This window comes from Streptomyces sp. NBC_00667 (assembly GCF_036226825.1).
Taxonomy (GTDB): domain Bacteria; phylum Actinomycetota; class Actinomycetes; order Streptomycetales; family Streptomycetaceae; genus Streptomyces.
Genome location: NZ_CP109022.1, coordinates 4602089 through 4625585, shown reverse-complemented (window position 1 = coordinate 4625585; position 23497 = coordinate 4602089). Strand labels below are relative to the sequence as shown.

The following is a 23497-nucleotide window of genomic DNA, read 5'->3' as shown; positions in this document are numbered from 1 at the left end:
ACATTAGCCGCGATGTCACCGCTATCGAGGACGCGAGGGGCCCCTACCCCGGTTGCGGTACGCCCCGCTCGTCCGCGTTACGCCCCATAAGGAGGAAATTGACCGGCCAGCTCGCCGACGTCCGTACGGGTCTGCGCGGTTTCCCCGCGCAGCGCCGCCGCAAACAGCGCGGCGATGCGGACCATCTCCGTCTGCCCCATGCCCTGGGTGGTCACCGCCGCCGTACCGAAGCGGATCCCGCGCTGGTCCCCGTACGGCAGGGCGCAGGTGTCCAGCACGATCCCGGCGGCCGCGAGCCGGCCCCGGGCGGTGGGGCCGTCGATGCCGAGGGGAGCGGGGTCGGCGCAGATCAGGTGCGTGTCGGTGCCGCCGGTCGTCACGGCGAAGCCCGCGGCTTCCAGCACCTGCGCGAGGGTCCGGGCGTTGGCGACGACCCGGTGGGCGTAGGTGGTGAACGCGGGGGCGGCGGCCTCGCCGAAGGCCACGGCCTTGGCGGCGATCGTGTGCATCTGGGCGCCGCCCTGGGTGAAGGGGAACACCGCCCGGTCCACGCGCTCGGCCAGTTCGGCGGTGCACAGGAGCATGCCGCCGCGCGGGCCGCGCAGGACCTTGTGCGTGGTCGCGCAGACGATGTCCGCGTAGGGGACGGGGCTGGGGGCCGCGCCGCCGGCGACGAGCCCGATGGGGTGCGCGGCGTCGGCGATCAGGTACGCGCCGACCTCGTCGGCGATCTCCCGGAAGACGGAGTACTCGGGGTGGCGGGGGTAGCAGATCGAGCCGCAGACGATGGCCTTGGGGCGGTGGGTGCGGGCCAGTTCCTGAACCTGCTGGTAGTCGATCAGGCCGGTCTCGGCGTCGACGCCGTACCCGACGAAGGAGAACCAGCGGCCGGAGAAGTTGGCGGGAGAGCCGTGGGTGAGGTGTCCGCCGTAGGGGAGGCCCATGGCGAGCACCGTGTCCCCGGGGCGCAGGAGCGCGGCGTAGGCGGCGAGCACGGCCGAGGATCCGGAGTGCGGCTGTACGTTGGCGTGCTCGGCGCCGAACAGGGCCATGGCCCGTTCCACCGCGATGCGTTCGGCGAGGTCGGCGTATTCGCAGCCGCCGTGGTGGCGGGCGCCGGGGTAGCCCTCGGCGTACTTGTTGGCGAGCGCGGAGCCGAGCGCGGCCAGAACGGCGGGCGAGCAGAAGTTCTCGGCGGCGATCAGTTGCAGGGAACCGGCCTGGCGCTGGGCCTCCCCCGCGAGCACGTCGGCCATCTTCGGATCCTGCTGCCGCAGCAGGTCCGTGGGCGGGGTGATGACGCTCATGGCGCGGCTCCCAGTGCTGTCCCGGATACGGCCACTGTAGGCCCGCCCCCGCGATCGCGCCCCTCGCGCTCTCGACGCGCCGCCGGCACTGCTCGGTCCCAGGGGGGGCCTTCGGAGCTTCGCGCCGCTGCGCCGGCCTGCGGCCTGCGGCCCTGTGCGGGCTCTGCCGGGCGACGTCGGGCGTCCTGCGGCCGACGTCGGCGGGTGGGGCCGTCAGCGGGAAGCGGTGACGCCCGTCAGGGCCGTGACCACCGGGTCGAGCGCCTGGTTGATCTCGTCGCCGATCGAGCGGAAGAACGTGATCGGCGCCCCGTACGGGTCGTACACCTCGTCCGCGTCGGCGGAAGGCGCCAGCAGCCAGCCGCGCAGCGCCGCGGCCGCCCGCACCAGGGCCCGCGCGCGCTGCGCCATGCCGTCGTCCAGCGGCGGCAGCGTGGCCGGGTCTATCGCCCGCACCAGCCGGGTGAACTCCTTGAGGGTGAACGTCCGCAGTCCCGCCGAGTGGCCCATGGAGATGACCTGCGCACGGTGGTCCCGGGTGGCGGTCAGCACCAGGTCGGCCCGGATGACGTGCTCGTCCAGCAGCTCCCGCCCCGTGAAGCCGGACGCGTCCGCCCCGAAGTCCGCGAGCACGGCCGCCGCGTTGGCCTCCATCGGGGCCCCCTCGTGGCCCCACGTGCCGGCGCTCTCCACGATGAGGTCGCCACTGACCAGGCCGCCCAGCCGGTGCGCCAGGGCGTGCCGCGTCAGCCGCTCGGTGATGGGCGAGCGGCACACGTTCCCGGTGCTGACGTGGAGGATGCGGAAGCAGTCTCCCCCAGCCTCCGCCGGAAGACGCCCCGTTGCTATGCCACGCCCCTGAGGGCTCACGGGGCCACCTCGAGGTCGGGCACGACCTCCCGCAGCTGCTCGGCGGTCAGCGCCCCCTCGCGCAGCAGGACGGGAACCTTCCCCGTGACGTCGACGATGGAGGAGGGCTGGATGCCCGGGGTGGGGCCGCCGTCCAGGTACACGGACACCGCGTCGCCCAGCATCGCGCGGGCCGCGTCGCAGTCCTCCGGCGCCGGGTGCCCGGTCAGGTTCGCCGAGGAGACGGCCATCGGGCCGACCTCGGTCAGCAGCTCGATCGCCACGGGGTGCAGCGGCATGCGTACGGCGACCGTCCCGCGGGTCTCGCCCAGGTCCCAGGCCAGCGACGGCTGGTGCTTGGCGACGAGCGTCAGCGCGCCCGGCCAGAACGCGTCGACCAGCTCCCACGCCTGCTCGGAGAAGTCCGTGACCAGGCCGTGCAGGGTGTTCGGCGAGCCGATGAGGACGGGGGTGGGCATGTTGCGGCCACGGCCCTTGGCGGCGAGGAGGTCACCGACCGCCTCGGGGCTGAAGGCGTCCGCGCCGATCCCGTACAGGGTGTCGGTGGGCAGCACGACGAGCTCGCCGCGGCGCACGGCGGATGCGGCTTCACGCAGACCCGTCTTGCGGTCCGTAGCGTCGTTGCAGTCGTATCGCCGGGCCATCAGCGGGCCTCCTCAAGCAGCGGGGTGGTGACGTCGTCCGGGAGCGGGGTCGCGCTGATCACGGCATGGCCTTGCGGGCGGTCGCGAAGCGCGGACGGTTGTTCAGGTCGGGGTGGTCGGCGGCATCGGCCCAGCCCCGTTCCTCGGCGAAGATCCACGGGACCTGGCCGCCCTGGGTGTCGGCGTGCTCGATGACGACGATGCCGCCGGGCCGCAGCAGCCGGTGGGCGGTGCGCTCGATGCCCCGGATGGTGTCCAGGCCGTCCTCGCCGGAGAACAGCGCCATCTCGGGGTCGTGGTCACGGGCTTCGGGGGCGACGTACTCCCACTCCGTGAGCGGGATGTACGGCGGGTTGGAGATCACGAGGTCGACCTGGCCGTCCAGCTCGGGCAGCGCGCTGAGCGCGTCGCCCTGGTGGACGGTGACCCGTGAGCCCTCGGCGTTTTTACGGGTCCACCGCAGGGCTTCCTCGGACAGCTCTACCGCGTGGACGCGCGAGCGCGGCACCTCCTGCGCCATGGCCAGCGCGATGGCACCGGAGCCCGTGCAGAGGTCGACGATCAGCGGCTCGACCACGTCCATGGCCCGGACGGCGTGTATGGCCCAGTCCACGACCGACTCGGTCTCGGGCCGGGGCACGAAGACCCCGGGCCCCACCTGGAGCTCCAGGTAGCGGAAGAAGGCGCGCCCGGTGATGTGCTGGAGCGGCTCGCGCGCCTCGCGGCGGGCGACGGCCTCCCAGTAGCGGGCGTCGAAGTCCGCGTCCTTGACGTGGTGCAGTTCCCCCCGCTTGACGCCGTGCACGAAGGCCGCGAGCTCCTCCGCGTCGAAGCGCGGTGAGGGCACGCCGGCGGCGGCCAGCCGCTGGGTGGCCTGGGCCACCTCGGCAAGCAGCAAGTTCACGCTGGTCCTCCGGGCTGCTGTCGTACGGGGGTGGAGCGGGGGGTCAGGCAGACGTCAGGGTCACGGGGTCGGACGGCTCAGTGCGCGGCGGCGAGCTTGGCGGCGGAGTCCGTGTCCACGCAGGCCTGGATGACCGCGTCGAGGTCCCCGTCGAGCACCTGGTCCAAGTTGTACGCCTTGAAGCCGGTCCGGTGGTCCGAGATCCGGTTTTCCGGGTAGTTGTACGTGCGGATCTTCTCGGAGCGGTCCACGGAGCGCACCTGGCTGCGGCGCACGTCGGAGGCTTCCTGCTCGGCGGCTTCCTGGGCCGCGGCGAGCAGCCTGGACCGCAGGATACGCATCGCCTGCTCCTTGTTCTGGAGCTGGCTCTTCTCGTTCTGGCAGGAGGCGACCACACCGGTCGGGAGGTGCGTGATGCGCACGGCCGAGTCGGTGGTGTTGACGGACTGGCCGCCGGGGCCCGAGGAGCGGTACACGTCGATGCGGAGGTCGTTCATGTTGATCTCGACCTCGACCTCCTCGGCCTCCGGGGTGACGAGCACGCCCGCGGCGGAGGTGTGGATGCGGCCCTGGGACTCGGTGGCCGGAACCCGCTGGACGCGGTGCACGCCGCCCTCGTACTTGAGGCGGGCCCAGACGCCCTGGCCGGGCTCGGTGGCGCCGTTGCCGCCCTTGGTGCGGACGGAGACCTGGACGTCCTTGTAGCCGCCGAGTTCGGACTCGGTGGCGTCGATGATCTCGGTCTTCCAGCCCACGCGCTCGGCGTAGCGCAGGTACATGCGCAGCAGGTCGCCCGCGAAGAGGGCGGACTCGTCGCCGCCCGCGCCGGCTTTGACCTCCAGGAGCACGTCCTTGTCGTCGCTGGGGTCGCGCGGGACGAGCAGCAGGCGGAGCTTCTCGGTGAGCTCTTCGCGCTGGGCGGCCAGTTCCTTGGCCTCGGCGGCGAAGTCGGGGTCGTCGGCCGCGAACTCCTTGGCCGTCTCGATGTCCTCGGCGGTCTGCTTCCAGGCGCGGAAGGTCGCCACGATCGGGGTCAGCTCCGCGTAGCGCTTGTTGAGCTTGCGCGCGTTGGCCTGATCCGAGTGGACCGAAGGGTCGGCGAGCTTCTTCTCAAGGTCGGCGTGCTCGCCGACCAGTTCCTCGACCGCCTCGAACATCGGGGGCTCCTGTGGTGAAAGTGAAAAAAGGGCTGCGGGACGAGAAAGGCGCCGGCCCGGCTGCCCGCGTGTGACGCGGTGCAGCCGGGGTCCGGCGCCGGAGGCTCGCTACTTCGAGCCGGCAGCCTTGCCGAAGCGGGCCTCGAAGCGGGCCACACGGCCACCGGTGTCGAGGATCTTCTGCTTGCCCGTGTAGAACGGGTGGCACTCGGAGCAGACCTCGGCACGGATGGTGCCCTCGGTCAGCGTGCTACGGGTGGTGAACGACGCGCCACAGGTGCAGCTGACCTGGGTCTCGACGTACTCGGGGTGAACATCGCGCTTCAAGGTGTCTCCTAGATTCGGGAGGGCGCCGGGTCGCAGGGGCCGAATTGCGCGCTGCGTGAACCGGGGCCGACAGACCAGTCTGCCAGGACCGGGCCGCCTGTCAAAATTCTGAGGACACCCTCCTCAACGGGGAGGGGTGGGCATCTATTCCACTGGGCCGGGAAACCCCTGTGACCAGGCTTTCGAGGTGTGCGGCGGGCCGGTCACGGCTGCTGGACGATGCCCCCGGCGGTGCCCTTGTCCCCCATGGAGTTCGCCGTCGCCTCGGCCGGGACCGGCTGGTCCGCGAGCAGGGCGTCCCAGACCATCTTGGACTCCTTGGCGAGCGGGGCGACGCGGTCGGGGTCGCGGGCGTCCGCCGTCACCGGCATGGTGATCATCTGGAGGTTCTGGGCGTCGATGCCGCGCAGGCTCTCGGCGAAGCCGAGCAGCGACTTCACGTCACCGAGCTGCTTGTCGGTGGTGAGCGCCTTGGTGCCGGTGTCGGCGAGGTCGAGCAGCCGCTTGGGGTTGTCGAAGACGCCGATGCCCTTGACCTGCTTGATCAGGGCCTTCATGAAGGCCTGCTGGAGCTGTATTCGGCCGAGGTCGCTGCCGTCGCCGACGCTCTTGCGGGTACGGACGAGGCCGAGGGCCTGTTCGCCATTGAGCTTGTTCGGGCCCGCCGGCAGGTCGAGGTGGCTGGAGCCGTCCTTGATCGGCTTGGTGGTGGTGATCTGGACGCCGCCGAGGTTGTCGATGATCTTCTTGAAGCCCGTGAAGTCGACCTCGATGTAGTGGTCCATGCGGATCCCCGACATCTTCTCGACGGTCTTGACCGCGCAGGCGGCCCCGCCGATGGTGAACGACTCGTTGAACTGGGAGCGCGAGCTGCCGCGGTCCGTCTTCCCGTTCGCCGTCTGGCAGGCGGGGCGGTTGACCATGGTGTCGCGCGGTATCGATATGACGCTGGCCTTGTGGTGGCCCTCGTAGAGGTGGACGATCATCGCCGTGTCGGAGCGGGCGGACCCGCCGTCGTCCTGGCCGTACTCGCTGTTCGCCCCGCCGCGGGAGTCCGAGCCGAGGACGAGGATGTCCATCGAGCCGTTGTCCACGTTCTGCGGGCGGTCCTTGCCGAGCGCCGCGTCGATGTCGACCGTTTTCAGGTTGCCGTTGAACTTGAAGTAGAAGTAGCCCACGCCCGCGCCGCCCAGCACCACCACGCCGGCGGCCGTCCACGCGACGACTCTGAGGCCCTTGCGGCGCTTGGGCGCCTTCCGTCGGCGCCGGGCGCCCGCGGCCCGGCGGCCGGCCCTCGTGTCCTCGCTCATGCTCTCCTCGGTCCCCGGCCCGCTCCCGCGGCCCGTTCGGCCTGTCTGCGACCTCCGCTGGTCTCTGACACAGACGGAGGAACGTCTTCCAGGGTTCCACGGCCCCGGGGCGGCGACGTACGACGGCCCTCGGACCGCCGTCGCCGGGGCCGACGCGCTGTGACGACGCGCCTACCCACGCGGGCCTGAACCGGGACGAAAGCGACGGGGTACCTGCCCGTCGGCGGGTCGCGGCTGTGGCGAAGGTCGCAGGCCCGGCCGCAAAAGGGGACCGCCCCCGTCGCGGCTGCGACGGGGGCGGTTCCGTGGGACGTCCGGCTACGGCGACGGTCAGTCGTCGTTCTTGCCCGCCGGGGTCGTCTTGGCGATCTGCATCAGGAACTCGGCGTTCGACTTCGTCTGCTTCATCTTGTCGAGGAGCAGCTCGATCGCCTGCTGCGAGTCGAGCGCGTGCAGCACCCGGCGCAGCTTCCACACGATGGCGAGCTCTTCCGCGTTGAGGAGGATCTCCTCCTTGCGCGTACCCGACGGGTCGACGTCGACGGCCGGGAAGATGCGCTTGTCGGCGAGCTTGCGGTCGAGCTTGAGCTCCATGTTGCCGGTGCCCTTGAACTCCTCGAAGATCACCTCGTCCATGCGCGAGCCGGTGTCGACCAGCGCGGTGGCCAGGATGGTCAGCGAGCCGCCGTCCTCGATGTTGCGCGCGGCACCGAAGAAGCGCTTCGGCGGGTAGAGCGCGGTCGAGTCGACACCACCGGACAGGATGCGGCCGGAGGCGGGGGCGGCGAGGTTGTACGCGCGGCCCAGACGGGTGATGGAGTCCAGCAGGACGACCACGTCGTGACCCAGCTCCACGAGACGCTTGGCGCGCTCGATGGCCAGCTCGGCGACGGTGGTGTGGTCCTCGGCCGGACGGTCGAAGGTCGAGGAGATGACCTCGCCCTTGACCGACCGCTGCATGTCGGTGACCTCTTCCGGACGCTCGTCGACCAGGACGACCATCAGGTGGCACTCGGGGTTGTTGGTGGTGATCGCGTTGGCGATCGCCTGCATGATCATGGTCTTGCCGGTCTTCGGCGGGGCCACGATCAGGCCTCGCTGGCCCTTGCCGATCGGCGACACGAGGTCGATGATGCGGGTCGTCAGCACGCCCGGGTCGGTCTCCAGACGGAGCCGGTCCTGCGGGTAGAGCGGGGTCAGCTTCTGGAACTCCGGGCGGCCGCGGCCGGATTCGGGCGCCATGCCGTTCACCGAGTCCAGACGCACGAGGGCGTTGAACTTCTCGCGGCGCTCGCCGTCCTTGGGCTGGCGCACGGCACCGGTGGTGTGGTCGCCCTTGCGCAGCCCCGCCTTGCGGACCTGGGCGAGGGAGACGTACACGTCGTTCGGGCCGGGCAGGTAGCCGGAGGTCCGGATGAACGCGTAGTTGTCGAGGATGTCGAGGATGCCCGCGACGGGGATCAGGACGTCGTCGTCGGCGACCTGCGGCTCGCTCGGCGCGAACTCGTCGCGGCCACGACGGCCACGGCGGTCGCGGTAGCGTCCGCGACGGCCGCGACGGCCGTCCTCGGAGTCGAAGTCGTCCTGGGGGCCGTTGTCCTGACGGTCCTGACGCCCCTGGCCGCGGCCGCCCTGCTGCTGACGGTCGCCGCGGTCCTGACGGTCCTGACGGCTGCCGCCCTGACCACCCTGGCCCTGGCCGCCCTGAGCCTGGCCCTGGCCCTGCTGGGCCTGGCCGCCCTGGCCCTGGCCGGTCTGGTCGTCGGTCTTGGCGCCACGGTCGCGGCGGTCGCGCTGGCGCTCGCCGCGCTCGCCCCGGTCGCGGTCGCGGCGGTCCCGGCGGCCGCGGCCCTCGCCGGCCTCCTGGAGCTGCGTCTGACCCTGGCCCTGGCCCTGCGCGGAGACGGCGGTCGCGGCCTCCACCTTGACGTCGCTCTGCGTCGCGGGGGCGGTCTCGGTCTTCTGCTCGACCTGTACGGCGACGGGCGCCGTGGACTCCGGGCTGCCGGAGGGGGCGGTGGCCCGACGGCGGCGGCGCTCGCCCACCGGGGCGTCGTCGCTGGCCGGCTGGCCGGGGATCTCAATCTGGGCCTGCGTGGCAGGCTTCTCGGCGGGCGCCTCGGCGGCGGCCTCGCCCGTGCGGGCCTTGCTGGTGGCGCGGCGCTTCGGCTTGGCCTCGGCGGTGTCCGCGGCGGAGGCGGCGGCCTTGGGGGCGCCTGCGCCCGCCTGCGCCTCCTTGATGACCTCGATCAGCTGGCTCTTGCGCATGCGCGCGGTGCCCCTGATGCCGAGGCCCGACGCGACCTGCTGGAGCTCGGCCAGGACCATGCCGTCAAGGCCGGTGCCGGAGCGGCGCCGCCGGCCGGCAGTGGCAGCCGCGGCGCCCGCGGCGGGGGCACTGGTGTCGACGTTGGTGTCGGCAGCGCCCATCAGATCGGTGGTGTCGCTCACGAAGGGTCCTTCCCTGGAGCGGACGTCGGCCTGTCTGGCTCGGCGACCGGTTGTGCTGTCCGACGACGTTCCATTACCTGATGGGTCATGGACCGCAGCCGGGGCGGTGGTCCGCCGGTAGAGATACGGCGGAGAGAAAACGTGCGTGCTTGTTCCGGCGAGAAGCCCCCGAGCTGGAAGCGTGGGAATGTCACGCCGATTCCGGAGCGTGCTCGAAACTGCTGGAAGCGATCAGAGCAGTCGGGGAGGCTCCCGGAAGAAATGTGGTCCCGAATGGGGACACTGAGCACCGAGCCATGGCGGCTTCGGATGCGCACTTGAGATTAACACTACCGGATCCAACAGACATTCCCCCTCTCAATCACCGGCAATCACGCCCTTCCGCGCGGTCGGCCTGCCCAGCCGCCGCACCGGCCCCCTGGCCGGCCGGGCCCCGTGGGCCTAGCCGCCCTGGGTGCCCAGCGGAAGAACGCTCGCCCCCGGGACGTCGAGGGCCAGCCGATTGGCCGCCCACCCCTCGCCCGCGAGCTGCGCGACCTTGTCGGCCGCACCGTTGTCGACCAGCGCGAGGACCGTGGGGCCCGCGCCGGAGATGACCGCGGGGATACCGTCCGCCCGCAGCCGGGCCACGAGAGCCACGCTCTCGGGCATCGCCGGGGACCTGTACTCCTGGTGGAGCCGGTCCTCGGTGGCGGGCAGCAGCAACTCGGGACGCCTGGTCAGGGCTTCGACGAGCAGGGCCGCGCGACCCGCGTTGACGGCCGCGTCCACGTGCGGAACGGTGCGCGGCAGCAGGCCGCGCGCCGTTTCCGTGAGGACCGGCTTGGAAGGTACGAAGACCACCGGAACGATGGAATCGGCCGGGTCCATCCGGATCGCCTTGGCGCTGCCGCCGTCCATCCAGGCGAGGGTGAAGCCGCCGAGCAGGCAGGCGGCGACGTTGTCGGGATGGCCCTCGATCTCGGTGGCGAGTTCCAGCAGCGCCGCGTCGTCGAGCCGGGCCTCCGCGCCTATGGTCACGGCGCGGGCGGCGACGATGCCCGCGCAGATCGCCGCGGAGGACGAACCGAGCCCGCGGCCGTGCGGGATGCGGTTGGCGCACACGACCTCCAGGCCGCGCGGCTGCCCGCCCAGCAGGTCGAAAGCGGTGCGCATGGAGCGTACGAGGAGGTGGCTCTCGTCGCGCGGGAGGTTGTCGGCGCCCTCACCGGCGATGTCGATGTTCAGGCCGGAGTCGGCGACGCGGACGACCACGTCGTCGTAGAGCCCCAGGGCCAGGCCGAGGGCGTCGAAGCCGGGGCCGAGGTTGGCACTGCTGGCGGGGACGCGCACTCGTACGGCGGCGGCGCGGAACGCTGGACCTGCCATCGGTCGATGACACTCCTTGTGACTGTGCGAGATCTGGTGCTGAGCGGGATCTTCGCTGCGAATGTACTGGAGAACGTACGACACCCGAAGGCACTCGGGGCAGCACCGCGGTCATATGCGCGGTGGCGGATGTAAGTACAGCCTATCGAAGGAAGGTTCTCTCGCGACATAGGGCGCACAGGAGGCGCACGATGCGTGTCGCGGGTCTTCCGCCGGCTTCGGTTGCCGTACGGACCGGGGCGCCGGATCCCGGGGGTTCCCGGAATCCGGCGACGCGGCGTGGAGCCCGCGCGGGGCGGGCTCCGGGTCAGACCAGGCCGAGCCGGACGGCCGCGGCCTCGGCGTCCACCGGGACGGTGACCGGCTGCGGGGCCCCGGCGACCGCCCAGTCGGGGTCCTTGAGGCCGTTGCCGGTGACGGTGCACACGATCTTCTGGCCGGGGTCGACCAGTCCGGCCTCGGCGGCCTTGAGCAGACCGGCCACCGACGCGGCGGAGGCGGGCTCCACGAAGACGCCCTCCTGTGCGGCCAACAGGCGGTAGGCGGCCAGGATCTGGCGGTCCGTCACCTCGTCGATGAAACCGCCGGACTCCTCGCGGGCCGCGAGGGCGTACTCCCAGGAGGCCGGGTTGCCGATGCGGATCGCCGTCGCGATGGTGTGCGGCTCCTTGACGACCTCGCCGCGCACGATGGGCGCGGAACCGGAGGCCTGGAAACCCCACACGCGGGGCGTACGGGAGGCCAGGCCGTCGGCCTTGTACTCCTTGAAGCCCTTCCAGTACGCGGTGATGTTGCCCGCGTTGCCGACCGGCAGCACGTGGATGTCGGGGGCGTCGCCCAGCGCGTCGACGATCTCGAACGCGGCCGTCTTCTGGCCCTCGATACGGACCGGGTTGACGGAATTGACCAGCGCCACCGGGTAGTTGTCCGAGAGCGCGCGGGCCAGGTTCAGGCAGTCGTCGAAGTTGCCGTCCACCTGGAGGATCTTGGCACCGTGCACCAGCGCCTGGCCCATCTTGCCGAGCGCGATCTTGCCGCGGGGCACGAGGACCGCCGAGACCATCCCGGCGCGCACCGCGTACGCGGCGGCGGACGCCGAGGTGTTGCCCGTGGAGGCGCAGATGACCGCCTTGGCGCCCTCCTCCTTGGCCCGGGTGATCGCCATCGTCATGCCGCGGTCCTTGAAGGACCCGGTGGGGTTCGCGCCCTCGACCTTGAGGTGCACCTCACAGCCGGTGCGCTCCGAGAGCACCTGGGCCGGTACGAGGGGAGTGCCGCCCTCGCGGAGCGTGACCACGGGCGTCGCGTCCGTCACCGGCAGGCGGTCCCGGTACTCCTCGATGATGCCGCGCCACTGGTGGGTGCGATTGCTGGTCATGGGTCCTTACTCCCCTTCAACACGCATGATGCTGGCGACACCGCGCACGGTGTCCAGCTTCCGCAGCGCCTCGACGGTCCCGGAAAGGGCGGCGTCGGGTGCGCGGTGGGTGACGACGACGAGGGAGGCCTCGCCGTCCTTGCCCTGCTGGCGGACGGTGTCGATGCTGACCCCGTGCTCCGCGAACGTCGTCGCGACCTGGGCGAGGACGCCCGGCTTGTCGGCCACATCGAGGCTGATGTGGTAGCGCGTGACGACGTCCCCCATGGGGCTGACCGGCAGCTGGGTGTACGCCGACTCGCCGGGCCCCGTTGCCTCGGCGAGCTTGTTGCGGCAGACGGCGACGAGGTCGCCGAGGACCGCGGAGGCGGTCGGCGAGCCGCCCGCGCCCGGGCCGTAGAACATCAGCCGCCCGGCGGCTTCCGCCTCGACGAAGACGGCGTTGTACGCCTCGCGCACCGAGGCCAGCGGGTGGCTGAGCGGGATCATCGCCGGGTGCACGCGGGCGGTCACCGACCGGCCGTCGGCGGCGCGCTCCAGGATGGCCAGGAGCTTGATGGTGCAGCCCATGCGCTTGGCGGAGGCGAAGTCCGCGGAGCTGACCTCGGTCATGCCCTCGCGGTAGACGTCGTCGAGCCGCACCCGGGTGTGGAAGGCGATGCCGGCCAGGATCGCGGCCTTGGCGGCGGCGTCGTAGCCCTCGACGTCGGCGGTCGGGTCGGCCTCGGCGTACCCGAGGGCGGTGGCCTCGTCGAGCGCCTCCTGGTAGCCGGCGCCCGTCGAGTCCATCTTGTCGAGGATGAAGTTGGTCGTGCCGTTGACGATGCCCATGACCCGGTTGATCTTGTCGCCCGCGAGGGACTCGCGCATAGGGCGGACCAGCGGGATCGCGCCGGCGACGGCGGCCTCGTAGTACAGGTCGAGGCCGGCCTCGTCGGCCGCGGCGTGCAGCGCGGCGCCGTCCTGGGCCAGCAGGGCCTTGTTCGCGGAGACGACCGAGATGCCGTGCCGGAAAGCGGTGGTGATCAGGCCGCGGGCCGGCTCGATGCCGCCGATGACCTCGATGGCGACGTCGATGTCGCCGCGCTTGAGGAGGGCGGTCGCATCGGTGGTGATCAGGGCCGGGTCGATGCCCTCGCGGACCTTGGAGGGGCGGCGCACGGCGACGCCGGCCAGTTCGACGGGCGCGCCGATCCTGGCCGTCAGGTCCTCGGCGTGCGTCGTCATGATGCGCGCCACCTCTGAGCCGACCACACCACAGCCCAGCAGCGCCACCTTCAGCGGACGCGTACGCATCATTCGACCTACGCCTTTCGATCTTCCAACGCCACCCGGCGCGCGGTTTGCCCGCCGGGCCTGACCAGTCTCACGCTCACCAGTCTCATGCAATGGACAGTAGTTTCCATCCTCGGTCCATTGGGTGAGACGTCCATTTTGGGGGTCTGGGGGCCCCGCCCAGAAATAGGGGCCTCATCCGAGGTCCAGACGCAGGAGATCTTCCTCCGTCTCGCGCCGGACGATCTCCCGCGCCCGTCCGTCGCGCACGGCGACGACGGGCGGGCGGAGCGCGTGGTTGTAGTTGCTGGCCATGGAGCGGCAGTACGCGCCGGTCGCCGGGACCGCGATCAGGTCGCCGGGGGCGAGGTCCGCCGGGAGGAAGGCGTCCTTGACCACGATGTCGCCGCTCTCGCAGTGCTTGCCGACGACGCGCACCAGCATCGGCTCGGCGTCGGAGACGCGGGAGACGAGCGTGACCGCGTATTCGGCGTCGTAGAGGGCGGTGCGGATGTTGTCCGACATGCCCCCGTCGACGCTGACGTACGTCCGCAGCCCTTCGAGCGGCTTGATGGTGCCGACCTCGTAGAGGGTGAAGGCGGTCGGGCCGACGATCGCCCGGCCCGGCTCGACGGAGATCCGGGGGGCGCGCAGCCCCGCCGCCTCGCACTCCCGCGCCACGATCTCGTGCAGGGCCTTGGCGATCTCGTGCGGTTCGCGGGGGTCGTCGGCGGAGGTGTAGGCGATGCCGAGGCCGCCGCCGAGGTCGATCTCGGGCAGCTCGACGCCGTGCTCGTCGCGGACGGCGGCGAGCAGCCGCACGACCCGCTTCGCGGAGACCTCGAACCCGGCCATGTCGAAGATCTGCGAGCCGATGTGGGAGTGGACGCCGAGCAGGTCGAGGCTGTCGTGCCCGAGGGCGCGGCGCACGGCCTCGGCGGCGGAGCCGTCGGCGACGGCGATGCCGAACTTCTGGTCCTCGTGCGCGGTGGCGATGAACTCGTGCGTGTGCGCTTCCACGCCGACGGTCACGCGGATCTGGACGGGCTGGCGCACCCCCAGCTCACGGGCGATGTGGGCGACGCGGGCGATCTCCTGGAAGGAGTCGAGCACGATGCGCCCGACGCCGGCCGTGACGGCCCGCCGGATCTCGTCCTGCGACTTGTTGTTGCCGTGGAAGGCGATCCGCTCGGCGGGCATCCCCGCGGCGAGGGCGGTGGCCAGCTCCCCGCCGGAGCAGACGTCGAGGTTGAGCCCCTCTTCCTTGAGCCACTTCACGACGGCCTTGGAGAGGAACGCCTTCCCCGCGTAGAACACGTCGGCGTCGGCCCCGAAGGCGTGCGCCCAGGCGCGGCAGCGGGCCCGGAAGTCCTCTTCGTCCATGAAGTAGGCGGGCGTCCCGAACTCCTCGGCCAGCTTGGTGACCGAGATGCCCCCCACGTGCACCACGCCGTCGGCGTCACGCGTGACCGTGCGCGACCAGACCTTCTCGTCCAAGGCGTTGAGGTCGGCGGGCGGCGGCGCGTAGTGGCCCTCGGGCAGGACGTCGGCGTGGCGGGGCCCGGCGGGGTGCGCGGAACGGCTCATCGGAATCTCTCTTCGCAGGTCACAGGCGTTCGGGGGCTGCTATGCCGAGCAGGGACAGGCCGCCGGCCAGCACCGTCCCGGCGGCTTCGGCGAGTGCCAGCCGGGCGCGGTGGGCGGCCGAGGGTTTCTCGTCTCCCTTGGGGAGGACCTCGTACTGGAAGTCGAGCAGCGCGTCGGCCAGCCGGACCAGCTGCCGCACGAGCCGCTCGGGCGCGCGGTGGTGGGCGGCCGCTTCGAGGACGAGGGGGTGGTCGGCGAGGGCGCGCAGCAGCGCGTCCGCGCCGTCGACGGCGCCCGGCTCGGCGTGGAAACCGAGCAGGGCGGCGTTGCGCAGCAGGGCCCGGCTGCGCGCGTATCCGTACCGCACGCGGAAGAACTCGTTGGACTCGTCCTGGACGAGGAGCCGAGCGGAGAACGAGGGGGTCTCGTGCGGCGCGACGGCGAGCACGGCCCAGCGGGCGGCGTCGGCGCCGTAGGCGGCGAAGACGTCCCCTTCCTTCTTGGGCACGGGCGCGACGCGGAGCGCGCCGCGTCCGGCGTCCCCCGGCTCCCCGCCGAGGCGCAGGACCGCACCGCGCACGACGGCGTCGCGGGTCACCGCGTCGCCTTGCGGGGGGAACCCGTAGCGGGCGCCGCGCTCTTGCACGTCCCGTACGAGGGACTCGGCGGACGGCAGGCCCATGACGAAGTTCAGGAACCCCGCGCCCGTGACCTCGACCCTCTCGATCCCGGGCGCCCGCTCCAGCCGGCGGGCGAGCAGGCGCGCGACGTCCCCGGGGGCCCGTCCGGCGCTCTTGGCGAGGGGGAAGGCGACGGCGGTGGCGTACTCCCCCACCCCGCCGGGCCGCGTCCGGTCGACGACCACCCGCTGCGGCAGCTCCGCCCCGTCGGGCAGCTCCCCATCCTCGACGGCGCGGCGCACGGCGTGCGCGACGGTACGGGAGAGGTCGGCGGGGGTCACGGGACCCAGCCTAGGGGAGAACCTTCCGCGTCATGCGAAGGGTTTCGCCATGTGAACAGCGCCTGCGCGCCGTCGGCCTCACCCTCTGCCGCTCCCGGCGGGAGCCCCTTCCCGCTCACGCCGGTCGCGCCGCTCGACGAGCCGCCGTACGACGCGGACCAGCTCGGCGGGCTCGAAGGGCTTGGCGAGGAACGCGTCGACCCCGGCGGTGATGCCGGCCTCGACCTCGTGCTGCGTGCAGGCGCTGACCATGGCGAGCGGCACGTCGCGCGTCCGCGGATCGGCCCGCAGCCGCGCGGCGGCCCCGAACCCGTCGAGGCGGGGCATGACCACATCGAGGGTGATCACGTCGGGACACACGTGATGGACGACGTCCAGGCACTCGGCACCATCGTTCGCGGTCACGACCTCGAAGCCCTCCAGTTCGAGATTGACCTTGATCAGCTGCCGGATGACCTTGTTGTCGTCGACAACAAGCACCCGGCGCGAGGCGCCTGGCACAACTCGAGAGTAGGTCCGCCCCGGCCCCCGCGTCCGGGTTTTCCCCACTTCCACCCCCTCCGGGCGACCGCCCTCCCCCACCCCCGCAAACCGTTTCTGATCACTGCCCGCGAGCTGGTAGTGTTCAACCCGTCGCCGCAAAGCGAACGACACGCCCCCGTAGCTCAGGGGATAGAGCAACGGCCTCCGGAGCCGTGTGCGCAGGTTCGAATCCTGCCGGGGGCACTCCAGCCGGACCAGCGCGATCACGCCGCTGACCAGCTGAAGTGCCAAGTATGAAGGCCCGAACTCAGTCCAGCTGAGTCCGGGCCTTTGTCGTTGTTACGCACTGGTCCCGTGTGAGCGGCGTGTGAGTTTCGCGTGGGTGACACGGAGCTCACCTGCTCTTAGTCGTCGCCTCTCGAACGACGCCCGTTAGCCCGCGCGGCGCCGTGTGGCATGGACCTTTCACGGTGAGCCTTCTGTCGCTCGCTCTTCTTAGGGGCAGCAGCTTTACTCCCACTGCTCTGGGACCCAGAAGGACGCAGCTCTCGGGGCGAGACGCCGGCCTCCATGAGAAGGCGTCGGACAGTCCCCCTCTTAAGGCCCACACGAGCCGCGATCTGACTGATGGAGATCTCGTCCTGGTAGAGGCGAAGCACCTGGTCTCGCGCCACCGCCCGGGAACGACCTTGCTCTCCGCTTGTTGCGCGCACTGGACCTACAGAACCACCAAGCGCCGCCCCAAACCGCTCGCCGAATGACCTAGCGTCTGCCGCCGTCGGGGCTCTATGCATACCTACGCTGAGTACCGCTTGCGCGGCACTTCGAACTGTCTCGTCGGCAGCATCTGGGCAGGCAGAAGCGATCATCTCCTCGATGAGTTGTTCCACAGGCACTTTCTGTCGCATGTCGTCCACCGTACGCCTCACTTGATGAGTTTTTCACATGCCCAGCATTTGCCCACCTGCAGGAGATCCCAACACAGGGCCTGAGTAAGCTCCGCGACGCGTTCCTCCGCTTCACTCTCGGTGAGTCGCTCAAGCTCGGAAGCACGGCCTGCGATGTGCTCCCAAGTGAAGCTCCAGTGATCCTTCGTTGGATGCCAGACCCCATTGTGGAGAGCGCGGAAGCGTCTGACGAAGAGCGCCGCGGCACCGCCTTCGGCATACAAGTCCATGATCGTCTTCACCCACCCGCCTCCCGCTTCATCCTATGGATGACCGTTGCCCCGGGCTCCGAGCGCCGTCGTTCGATGTCCTGGCTGACGAGATATCCAGCGGCCCCACCCACGGTCGCCGGGACTAGCAGCCAGCCTGTAACCGAAAGAACCCATGCGATAGCACGGCAGTCGACACGATCCGGCGGGGTGATTCCGACCATTACCTGATAGGCAGTCGAATATCCCATCAGGCAGCCCGCCAGAACGTAGAGGAGTGCAAATCCCAGCCCCATCCAAGTCCCGCGCGATCGTAGCCAGCGTTGCAATCGACTTCGCTTGGACCGTTTATCCCGGCCACGATCCCGTCTTTGCTCCGCCCGCGTGTCCGGTGGTGGCCTATCGGGGTCGACTGGAGGGAAACTAGTCACTGCATGAACATAGCGAGATCATTCAGTCACAGCACGCGACACGTCGCCCCCGCTCTACCCTCGTAACCCAAACGCCCAACACGGCACGGGCCTGCACTCCAATTGCCCCTGCCCGCTGAGACGTTCCAAAGGGATGACCCTGACACCGCGTCTGTCGTGGGCAGGTATGACACCAGATCGAATCCGCGCCGAGTGGCAATCCAACAGTCAACTCCTTCTCGACCTGAACGAGAGCATCATGACGCCGGCCCCGCGTTTGGATCAGCGCCTGCCGACCCCCCTGTTTTCAAAGGTATTCCAGCCCATGGCCATTTCGATCTTCTTGTTATTCAGCTCCTCGTGGCCGTCGATGCAGCCTTCGTAGCGCCGGTGGATGACCTCCGGAGAGTTGCCGGCACGCCGGGCGACCTCGGCGACCGGAACTCCGGCGTTCAGCCAGTTCGTGATGCAGGTGTGCCGCAGGTCGTACGGCCGACGCGCGAGCGGCGAGGCGGCCCGGTCCGGGGGAAGCGCGAATGCCCGCGCCTCCTGCCAGACCCTCCAGTAGCTGGAGGTGCCCAGCACGGCGCCACGCTCGTTGGCGAAGAGACGGCCATCCTGAGCCGTGCCGAACTCATCGATGTGCTCGCGGAGCATCGCCACCAGGATCGGCGGAATGGGCACTGGCCGGTCGGCCTTGGCCTCGCGCGACTTGAGGCCGCGCTTGTCATGGCGCTTCCCGGAGTCGGTCCACCTCTTGCCAGATACCGGCAGCGTCTCCCGGAGCGTGAGCGTGCCCCACCCCGTTTCGGGGAGGTGGCAGTCCTGCTCCCTCAGGCCGACCGCTTCCGCCGGCCGCATCGCCGCGTACAGCTGGCAGGCGAAGAACGCGACGAGCCGCCGCCCGCGATTGCGGTGGACGGAGCCGACGTAGGAGACCGAGGTCAGGAGCTGGCTTCCCTGGACGGCATTGACCAGGACCCTGGGGTCCACAGCGTCACCGCCCTTGGGCCCGGCCCGCTTCACCCCGGCGAGAGGGTTCGCGTCCAGATAGCCCGACTCGATCGCGTATTCCATGGCGGTGTTGAAGCCGCGGCGCCGGCGCTTGTAGGTCTCCCCCGCCGCCGGGGTGTCGTCCAGCTTGAACGAAAGCCGGTACTGGACGTCCCGGAGCACCCTCGGGTCCTGGAGGTCCGAGAGGGGCCGGGACCGCTGCGACAGCCACGTACAGGGCCGCAGGAGCTCCGGCGGAGGCTCCTCGCCCTTGTGGGACGGTACGACGGCCCAGCGCACTGCCAGCCGTACTTCTTCCGGGGTGGGCGCCTTGACGCCGTCGCCCATCATCGCGATGGCTACTGTGGCGAGGCTGTCCGCCAGCCCCTCGCGGGTCTTCGCCGCAGCGGTCCGCCACCGGACCGCCATGTAGTCGCGGCTGAACTCCCACCAGGTGGGATCGGGGCGGACGTTCTCTTTGGCGGCGGCCTTCCGGACCTCGGATTCCGGCAAGCCCGATTCGACGTCGAAAGGCTGCCCTTTCGTCATCGCGTTCCAGAGTTCCGAACGGCGGCTTTCGGCAAGCGCCACGGTGGCGAACGTCGCGTGACGGACTTGCCCGGCCACGACCCAGCGCAGCTGGTAGGGAGCGGACTTGCTCGAAAGCTTGCTGATCTTCCAAATCCGGACATCCGTAGTCAAGGTGAGTTCCGCCGTGGGGACCGGGCCCCCGCTCTTGCGGGGGCCCGGCACGTTCGCGGTCTTGCGGTTGGTCACGCTGCCTCTTCCAAGGTTGCGATCCAGCGCTCCAGCTCAGAGCGCCGGATTCGTACCGAGCCGTTCGGAAGCTTGATGGCTTTGGGGCCCTTCCTCAGCTGCCGCCAGCGGTAGAACGTGGCGAGAGGTACGCCGATCTCTGCAACGACTTGGGGGATGGTCAACATCTCGTCACGCGGTGCGGCCACTGTTCCTCCACGGGGCAGGTCGTTGAGCTACGGGACGGCGAGGCGCCGCAGAAACCGCAGAATCCGCATAAATACGGGGATCTATGGCCTGACCTGCGGCGTTGGGGTCCTGGCGGTATGCGCCGCAGAAACCGTTGGAATCTCCGCAGAAATGGGTGGTGGCCCGTGGTGCCAGGCGGCGCCAGCTGCGGGCGCTGATTTCTGCGGGACTTCCAAGGCTTTCTGCGGCCGTCACGCTGCTGGGGCGTCGCCGCTGGTCAGAGGGGGCACCAGCGGGTTTCTGCGGATTCTGCGGTTTGTGCGGCGGAGTCCAGGGGGTGCAGCTCCATCGAGGGCTCACGCCTTGGGCTCCCGGACGTTGGGGTGGATGACGTACCGAGGGGCCGGCGGACGTCCGCGCTTGCCGGTCCGGGGCGGGGTGTCGGTGCGGAGGTAGCCGTGTTCTTCCAGGAGCGCGAGGGCAGGCTCCAGCTCGGCGACCGTGGGGAATTCGGAGCGGGACAGCTTGGCGAACAGGTCACGGCGGGTGATGCTCTCCCAGCCGTTGTGCTCCAGAGCCGTCAGCAGGACGCGGGCCCTGGCCAGCGACGTGTCCGCGCCCATGAGATCGAAGACCGTCAGGGCATGGGCGGTGAAGTAGTCCGCGATCTCGGTGGCGGCACGCAGGGTGGCTTCGCTGATGGGCTCGTGGTGCCCACCGTCGATGTGGGTGGCGAGGTGGAGGAGTCCGGCGATACGCGCGGTGGCGCCGACGAGCTTGCCCGCCCACTTGTCGATGTGGCCGAGCCTGCCGCCCTTGGCCCTGAGCTGCGGCTCCAGCCGCTCTTCGTAGGCGATCAGGGCCCGATCGGCTTCGGGCGTGAGCTGGATGACGAGAGGGTCGGTCCAGTCAGCCAGCTGCAGGGTGAGGGCGTACACGTTGCGCTCGTACGTCGCCGCCACGGCGGCCGGCACCTGCTCCGGATTGATCCTCCGGCGACCGACCAGGGATTCGGGCAAGCAGTACAGGAAGCGGGCCAGCAGGCCGCGGCCGTCGAAGCCGCGGTTCTTGCCAATCTCCTCCAGAACGCTGGGCTGGACGGCCAGGCCCATGGTCAGGGCCGGGGCTTCGATGAACTCCTCGCGGCTCCGGCGGTCCACACGGAGCCGGTCGCCGGCGTGGCCCTTGAGGAAGACCTCCATGTTGGGGATGCCCGAGTAGCGCCCGGCGATGATGTCGAAGATGCCGCCCTCGGCAGACATGACCGCGAGCCTGCCGCCCTGCTCGGCGAGCAGAGTGGTGATGACCTCGGGAGTGGCGTCATCGGCGAGGAGTCGCGGGCTGGCCGGCACGGTCAGGGTTTCGGCGACCTGGGCGAGGCCGATGGCCTCGGCAATCAGGTTATCCCGCTCCGGGCCCTCCGCCTTCGCGGCCTGGGCTGCGGCCTTGTCGGCCGCTTCGCGGGCCATCTTCGCGGTGACCTCCGCCTCCACGATCGTGAGGTTCGCCCCCTCCACGAGGCTCTTCTCCGCCTCGTACAGGGGGCGGGTCATCGCGGCGAAGACTGAGGACTTTCGGTTGGCGGGACCGAGCGCGACCACCACGAAGAGGTTGGTGGGCTCCCTCCAGCGACCGCGCACCTGAACCACGGCCCGACCGCCCGAGGCGGCGGACAAGACAGAGAGGGCCAGAGCTCCAGCCATGTCGGGTGGGGTCTGGGTCTCCTCCGCCACGGCGGCAACGTAGTCGGCGAGCCACCCAGGGAGGGCGTGCGTCGGGAAGGGCGGGAGCGTGGGCTGGACGTTGAGGGGGATGGGATCCGCCCACGTGCCGGGGATCGTCTCGGCGCCCAGGGCCAGAGCCTCACGCAGGTCTTCGTCCGTGGCATCCGGGGACATACCGGCCTGGACGATGCGGGTCCCGGCCTCGATGCTGCGGCGGCGGCGCGCCAGCTGGTGGACGATCCCGGCGTAGTACTCGGCATTGGCCGTGCTGGGGACCGCCTGCACCAGAGAGTGAAGGTAGGGCCGTCCGCCGACCTTGCCGAGGACACCGGCGTGGTCGAGGTGGTGGCCGAGCGTAATGGGGTCCGCGGCCTGGCCCTGGCCATGCAGGTCCAGAATGGCGCGGTGGATCGTCTCGTGGGCCGGGCGGTAGTGGTCAGCGGGGTCCATCGCCGCGGCCACCTGTGCGGTGACCTCGGGGGCCAGCATTAGGGCTCCGACGACGGCCTGTTCGGCCTCCAGGTCGTGCGGCGGGACGCGCTCCAGGCTGCCGGTGGGTGCTGCCCGCAGGGGCAGCACGGAGGCGTACTGCTCCGACTCGGGTTCGGGTGTCATGCTGGTGGTCTCCTGTTTCTGTCGAAGGGACGGAGAACCGGGGCGGTCGCGGTCTTTGGCGAGAGGCGACCGCCCCGGGCACAGCTAGTGGTGCCGGTTCCAGAGGGCGTACTCCTGGCGGACGTAGCCGCGGGGGTCCCGGGTGCTGTCCGGGTGGTCCGGGGTGTACGGGCCGTCGGCGAAGCAGCTGGGGCCGAGGCCGGCGGTCTGGTCGATGTCCATCAGGCGCCGGGCCGCTTCGACGGCGAGAGTGGCGGCGTCGCCGCCCACGGGGTCGTCGTCGGTGAGCGCGATCCGGTCCAGGAGCGCGGCCTTACGGAGCCAGAACTCGCGGACGTGAACGTCGTGCAGGCAGTCCCGGACTCCTCGTGCGGTCCAGCCGATCTCGCTGATGACGCTCGGCGCGGTGGCATAGGCCGTCTCGGGAGCGGGCCAGTGGCTCGGCTGCTGCTCAGCGATGACGTACAGGCGGACGTGCTCGCCGTCGCGGGTGACATGCCGACGCACCGGCCCGGTCGTGAACGTCTCGGCCAGTGCCTTGGTGATCTCGGGTACCTCGGTCGGGCTGCAAATGACGCGGATCTCGAACATGGATGGCTCCTTCACGCTCGGAAGTTGTTGCGCTTGAAGACGGCCCGGCGGATGTTGACGACCGTCCCGCCGTTGTCGCGGCCGTGGTTGGTGCCGAGGACCTGGATGGCGATGAAGCCGCCGAAGATGACGGCGGCCAGGATGACGAGCTGCTGGATGAGCGCGGCGACGGCAGCGATGAAGGTGGTCAGGAGCATCAGCCCGCCGCAGGCCGCGGCGAACCCGATCCCGCCGAGGGCGATGTTGATGGCGAGCGGGTTGATGGCCGGCCGTTCCGGGACGGGCTGGGGGGCCTTGGCGGGAGCGATGGCGTAGCCCGTAATGATGCGGCCGTCCGGGAGCTGGATGGTCTGGATGTCCGGGACGGCGTGTGGGTGGTGGACGGCCAGCGGAGCGGGAGCGAGGGGGATCGGGTGGTGGGTCTCGGTGGTCTCCCGGCGAGCGGGGGTGTGGTTGTCCACGGCGGTGCCTCCTACTCGGCGATGTCAGTGACCGCGACGGCGGCGGACTTCACGAGGTTGGTGATGGGCTCGTACGCGCCGGTCCCGGCGGTGAAGAAGCCGAAGAGGAACAGGACGATCGCGGCTCCGGCTCCGGCGGACTTGGACTTGAGGACGACGAACGATCCGGCGCCGAAGAGCAGGACCGCGGAGATGGTGAAGGTCATTGCGACTCCAGTCGGTGTGGGGTTCAGCGGGTGCCGTTGCGGTAGGTGCGGGCCCACAGGTTGTAGAGGTGGCGGCCGACCCGGATGCGGATGCCGTGGCCGTCGCAGCGGCGGCAGTGCTTGCCGCGCTTGGGCTTGCCCTTGCGGTCGTGGGCGAGGGCGAAGCCGAGTCCGTTGCACTTGCGGCAGCGTCCGAACGGCGAGGCCGCACACAGGCAGACGTAACTGAGCGTGAAGAGCAGGGTGAAGGCGCTAGCGAGCAGGAAGAGGGTCACAAGAGGCCTCCAGGGCCGGATTCGGCGGTTTCCGCAGGTGGGCCGCTATCTGCTAGCGACCTGATCAGGTGGCGTACGGGCCGCTAGCGGGGTCGCTAG

The 23497-nt window shown here is 70.5% G+C and carries 23 protein-coding genes and 1 tRNA gene; 1 reads left to right on the top strand and 23 read right to left on the bottom strand.

All coding sequences use genetic code 11. The features are described 5' to 3' along the window. Positions 1-77: 77 nt before the first annotated feature. The 14 genes from glyA to OHA81_RS21545 form a co-directional block, all read right to left on the bottom strand. Entirely contained in the window at positions 78-1307 is a 1230-nt protein-coding gene (gene glyA, locus OHA81_RS21610; protein ID WP_329198327.1) for a serine hydroxymethyltransferase, read from the bottom strand. Between the two features lie 213 nt (positions 1308-1520). Beyond that, positions 1521-2177, bottom strand: coding sequence for an arsenate reductase/protein-tyrosine-phosphatase family protein (locus OHA81_RS21605; RefSeq protein ID WP_329198326.1), 657 nt, complete (start codon positions 2175-2177; stop codon positions 1521-1523). Then, the gene (locus OHA81_RS21600) at positions 2174-2821 is read right to left on the bottom strand and encodes an L-threonylcarbamoyladenylate synthase (protein ID WP_329198324.1); all 648 of its coding nucleotides are present in this window, start codon (positions 2819-2821) and stop codon (positions 2174-2176) included. The genes OHA81_RS21605 and OHA81_RS21600 overlap by 4 nt, the downstream gene beginning before the upstream one ends. Before the next feature lie 58 nt (positions 2822-2879). Next, the gene (prmC, locus tag OHA81_RS21595; protein ID WP_329198322.1) at positions 2880-3725 is read right to left on the bottom strand and encodes a peptide chain release factor N(5)-glutamine methyltransferase; all 846 of its coding nucleotides are present in this window, start codon (positions 3723-3725) and stop codon (positions 2880-2882) included. Positions 3726-3802: 77 nt separating this feature from the next. Continuing rightward, positions 3803-4882 carry a peptide chain release factor 1 gene (prfA, locus tag OHA81_RS21590; RefSeq protein WP_329198320.1) on the bottom strand — a complete coding sequence of 360 codons (1080 nt, stop codon included), beginning with the start codon at positions 4880-4882 and terminating at the stop codon, positions 3803-3805. A 108-nt stretch (positions 4883-4990) separates the two neighbouring features. Then, the gene (gene rpmE, locus OHA81_RS21585) at positions 4991-5209 is read right to left on the bottom strand and encodes a 50S ribosomal protein L31 (RefSeq protein WP_030153765.1); all 219 of its coding nucleotides are present in this window, start codon (positions 5207-5209) and stop codon (positions 4991-4993) included. A 203-nt stretch (positions 5210-5412) separates the two neighbouring features. Beyond that, a complete protein-coding gene (locus OHA81_RS21580; RefSeq protein ID WP_329198318.1) occupies positions 5413-6519 on the bottom strand; it encodes an LCP family protein in 1107 nt (368 codons plus the stop codon). 330 nt (positions 6520-6849) lie between these two features. Continuing rightward, a complete protein-coding gene (gene rho, locus OHA81_RS21575) occupies positions 6850-8970 on the bottom strand; it encodes a transcription termination factor Rho (RefSeq protein ID WP_329198316.1) in 2121 nt (706 codons plus the stop codon). A gap of 441 nt (positions 8971-9411) precedes the next feature. Further along, positions 9412-10338, bottom strand: coding sequence for a homoserine kinase (thrB, locus tag OHA81_RS21570; protein WP_190183428.1), 927 nt, complete (start codon positions 10336-10338; stop codon positions 9412-9414). 307 nt (positions 10339-10645) lie between these two features. Then, the gene (gene thrC, locus OHA81_RS21565; protein ID WP_329198313.1) at positions 10646-11716 is read right to left on the bottom strand and encodes a threonine synthase; all 1071 of its coding nucleotides are present in this window, start codon (positions 11714-11716) and stop codon (positions 10646-10648) included. Between the two features lie 6 nt (positions 11717-11722). Further along, the gene (locus OHA81_RS21560; protein WP_329198312.1) at positions 11723-13015 is read right to left on the bottom strand and encodes a homoserine dehydrogenase; all 1293 of its coding nucleotides are present in this window, start codon (positions 13013-13015) and stop codon (positions 11723-11725) included. A gap of 171 nt (positions 13016-13186) precedes the next feature. After that, positions 13187-14578, bottom strand: coding sequence for a diaminopimelate decarboxylase (gene lysA / locus OHA81_RS21555; RefSeq protein WP_329198310.1), 1392 nt, complete (start codon positions 14576-14578; stop codon positions 13187-13189). 19 nt (positions 14579-14597) lie between these two features. Then, a complete protein-coding gene (nrtL, locus tag OHA81_RS21550) occupies positions 14598-15539 on the bottom strand; it encodes an ArgS-related anticodon-binding protein NrtL (RefSeq protein WP_329198308.1) in 942 nt (313 codons plus the stop codon). A 78-nt stretch (positions 15540-15617) separates the two neighbouring features. Then, positions 15618-16121 carry a response regulator gene (locus tag OHA81_RS21545; protein ID WP_443056786.1) on the bottom strand — a complete coding sequence of 168 codons (504 nt, stop codon included), beginning with the start codon at positions 16119-16121 and terminating at the stop codon, positions 15618-15620. 72 nt (positions 16122-16193) lie between these two features. On the opposite strand from OHA81_RS21545, the gene OHA81_RS21540 reads away from it, so the two are divergent. Next, a tRNA-Arg gene (locus tag OHA81_RS21540) sits at positions 16194-16265 on the top strand. Positions 16266-16947: 682 nt separating this feature from the next. Here OHA81_RS21540 and OHA81_RS21535 read toward each other — a convergent pair. From OHA81_RS21535 to OHA81_RS21500, 9 genes are all read right to left on the bottom strand, one after another. Next, entirely contained in the window at positions 16948-17211 is a 264-nt protein-coding gene (locus OHA81_RS21535) for a hypothetical protein (RefSeq protein WP_329198303.1), read from the bottom strand. Next, complete coding sequence (locus OHA81_RS34630; RefSeq protein WP_443056609.1) at positions 17208-17474, bottom strand: DUF6313 family protein; 267 nt, start codon at positions 17472-17474, stop codon at positions 17208-17210. The genes OHA81_RS21535 and OHA81_RS34630 overlap by 4 nt, the downstream gene beginning before the upstream one ends. 396 nt (positions 17475-17870) lie before the next feature. Next, the gene (locus OHA81_RS21530) at positions 17871-19358 is read right to left on the bottom strand and encodes a tyrosine-type recombinase/integrase (RefSeq protein ID WP_329198301.1); all 1488 of its coding nucleotides are present in this window, start codon (positions 19356-19358) and stop codon (positions 17871-17873) included. Continuing rightward, positions 19355-19525 (bottom strand): helix-turn-helix transcriptional regulator, encoded by a 171-nt coding sequence (locus tag OHA81_RS21525; protein ID WP_376017787.1) that lies wholly within the window; start codon positions 19523-19525, stop codon positions 19355-19357. Before OHA81_RS21525 ends, OHA81_RS21530 begins: the two co-directional genes overlap by 4 nt. A gap of 357 nt (positions 19526-19882) precedes the next feature. Then, on the bottom strand, positions 19883-21865 hold the full coding sequence (locus OHA81_RS21520; protein ID WP_329198298.1) for a DUF3987 domain-containing protein: 1983 nt from the start codon (positions 21863-21865) through the stop codon (positions 19883-19885). An 84-nt stretch (positions 21866-21949) separates the two neighbouring features. Further along, positions 21950-22456 (bottom strand): hypothetical protein, encoded by a 507-nt coding sequence (locus OHA81_RS21515; RefSeq protein ID WP_329198296.1) that lies wholly within the window; start codon positions 22454-22456, stop codon positions 21950-21952. Positions 22457-22467: 11 nt separating this feature from the next. After that, the gene (locus tag OHA81_RS21510; RefSeq protein ID WP_329198295.1) at positions 22468-22917 is read right to left on the bottom strand and encodes a hypothetical protein; all 450 of its coding nucleotides are present in this window, start codon (positions 22915-22917) and stop codon (positions 22468-22470) included. Positions 22918-22928: 11 nt separating this feature from the next. Further along, positions 22929-23123 carry a hypothetical protein gene (locus OHA81_RS21505; RefSeq protein WP_030708098.1) on the bottom strand — a complete coding sequence of 65 codons (195 nt, stop codon included), beginning with the start codon at positions 23121-23123 and terminating at the stop codon, positions 22929-22931. 23 nt (positions 23124-23146) lie between these two features. Next, positions 23147-23398 carry a hypothetical protein gene (locus tag OHA81_RS21500; protein WP_329198291.1) on the bottom strand — a complete coding sequence of 84 codons (252 nt, stop codon included), beginning with the start codon at positions 23396-23398 and terminating at the stop codon, positions 23147-23149. Positions 23399-23497: the final 99 nt, after the last annotated feature.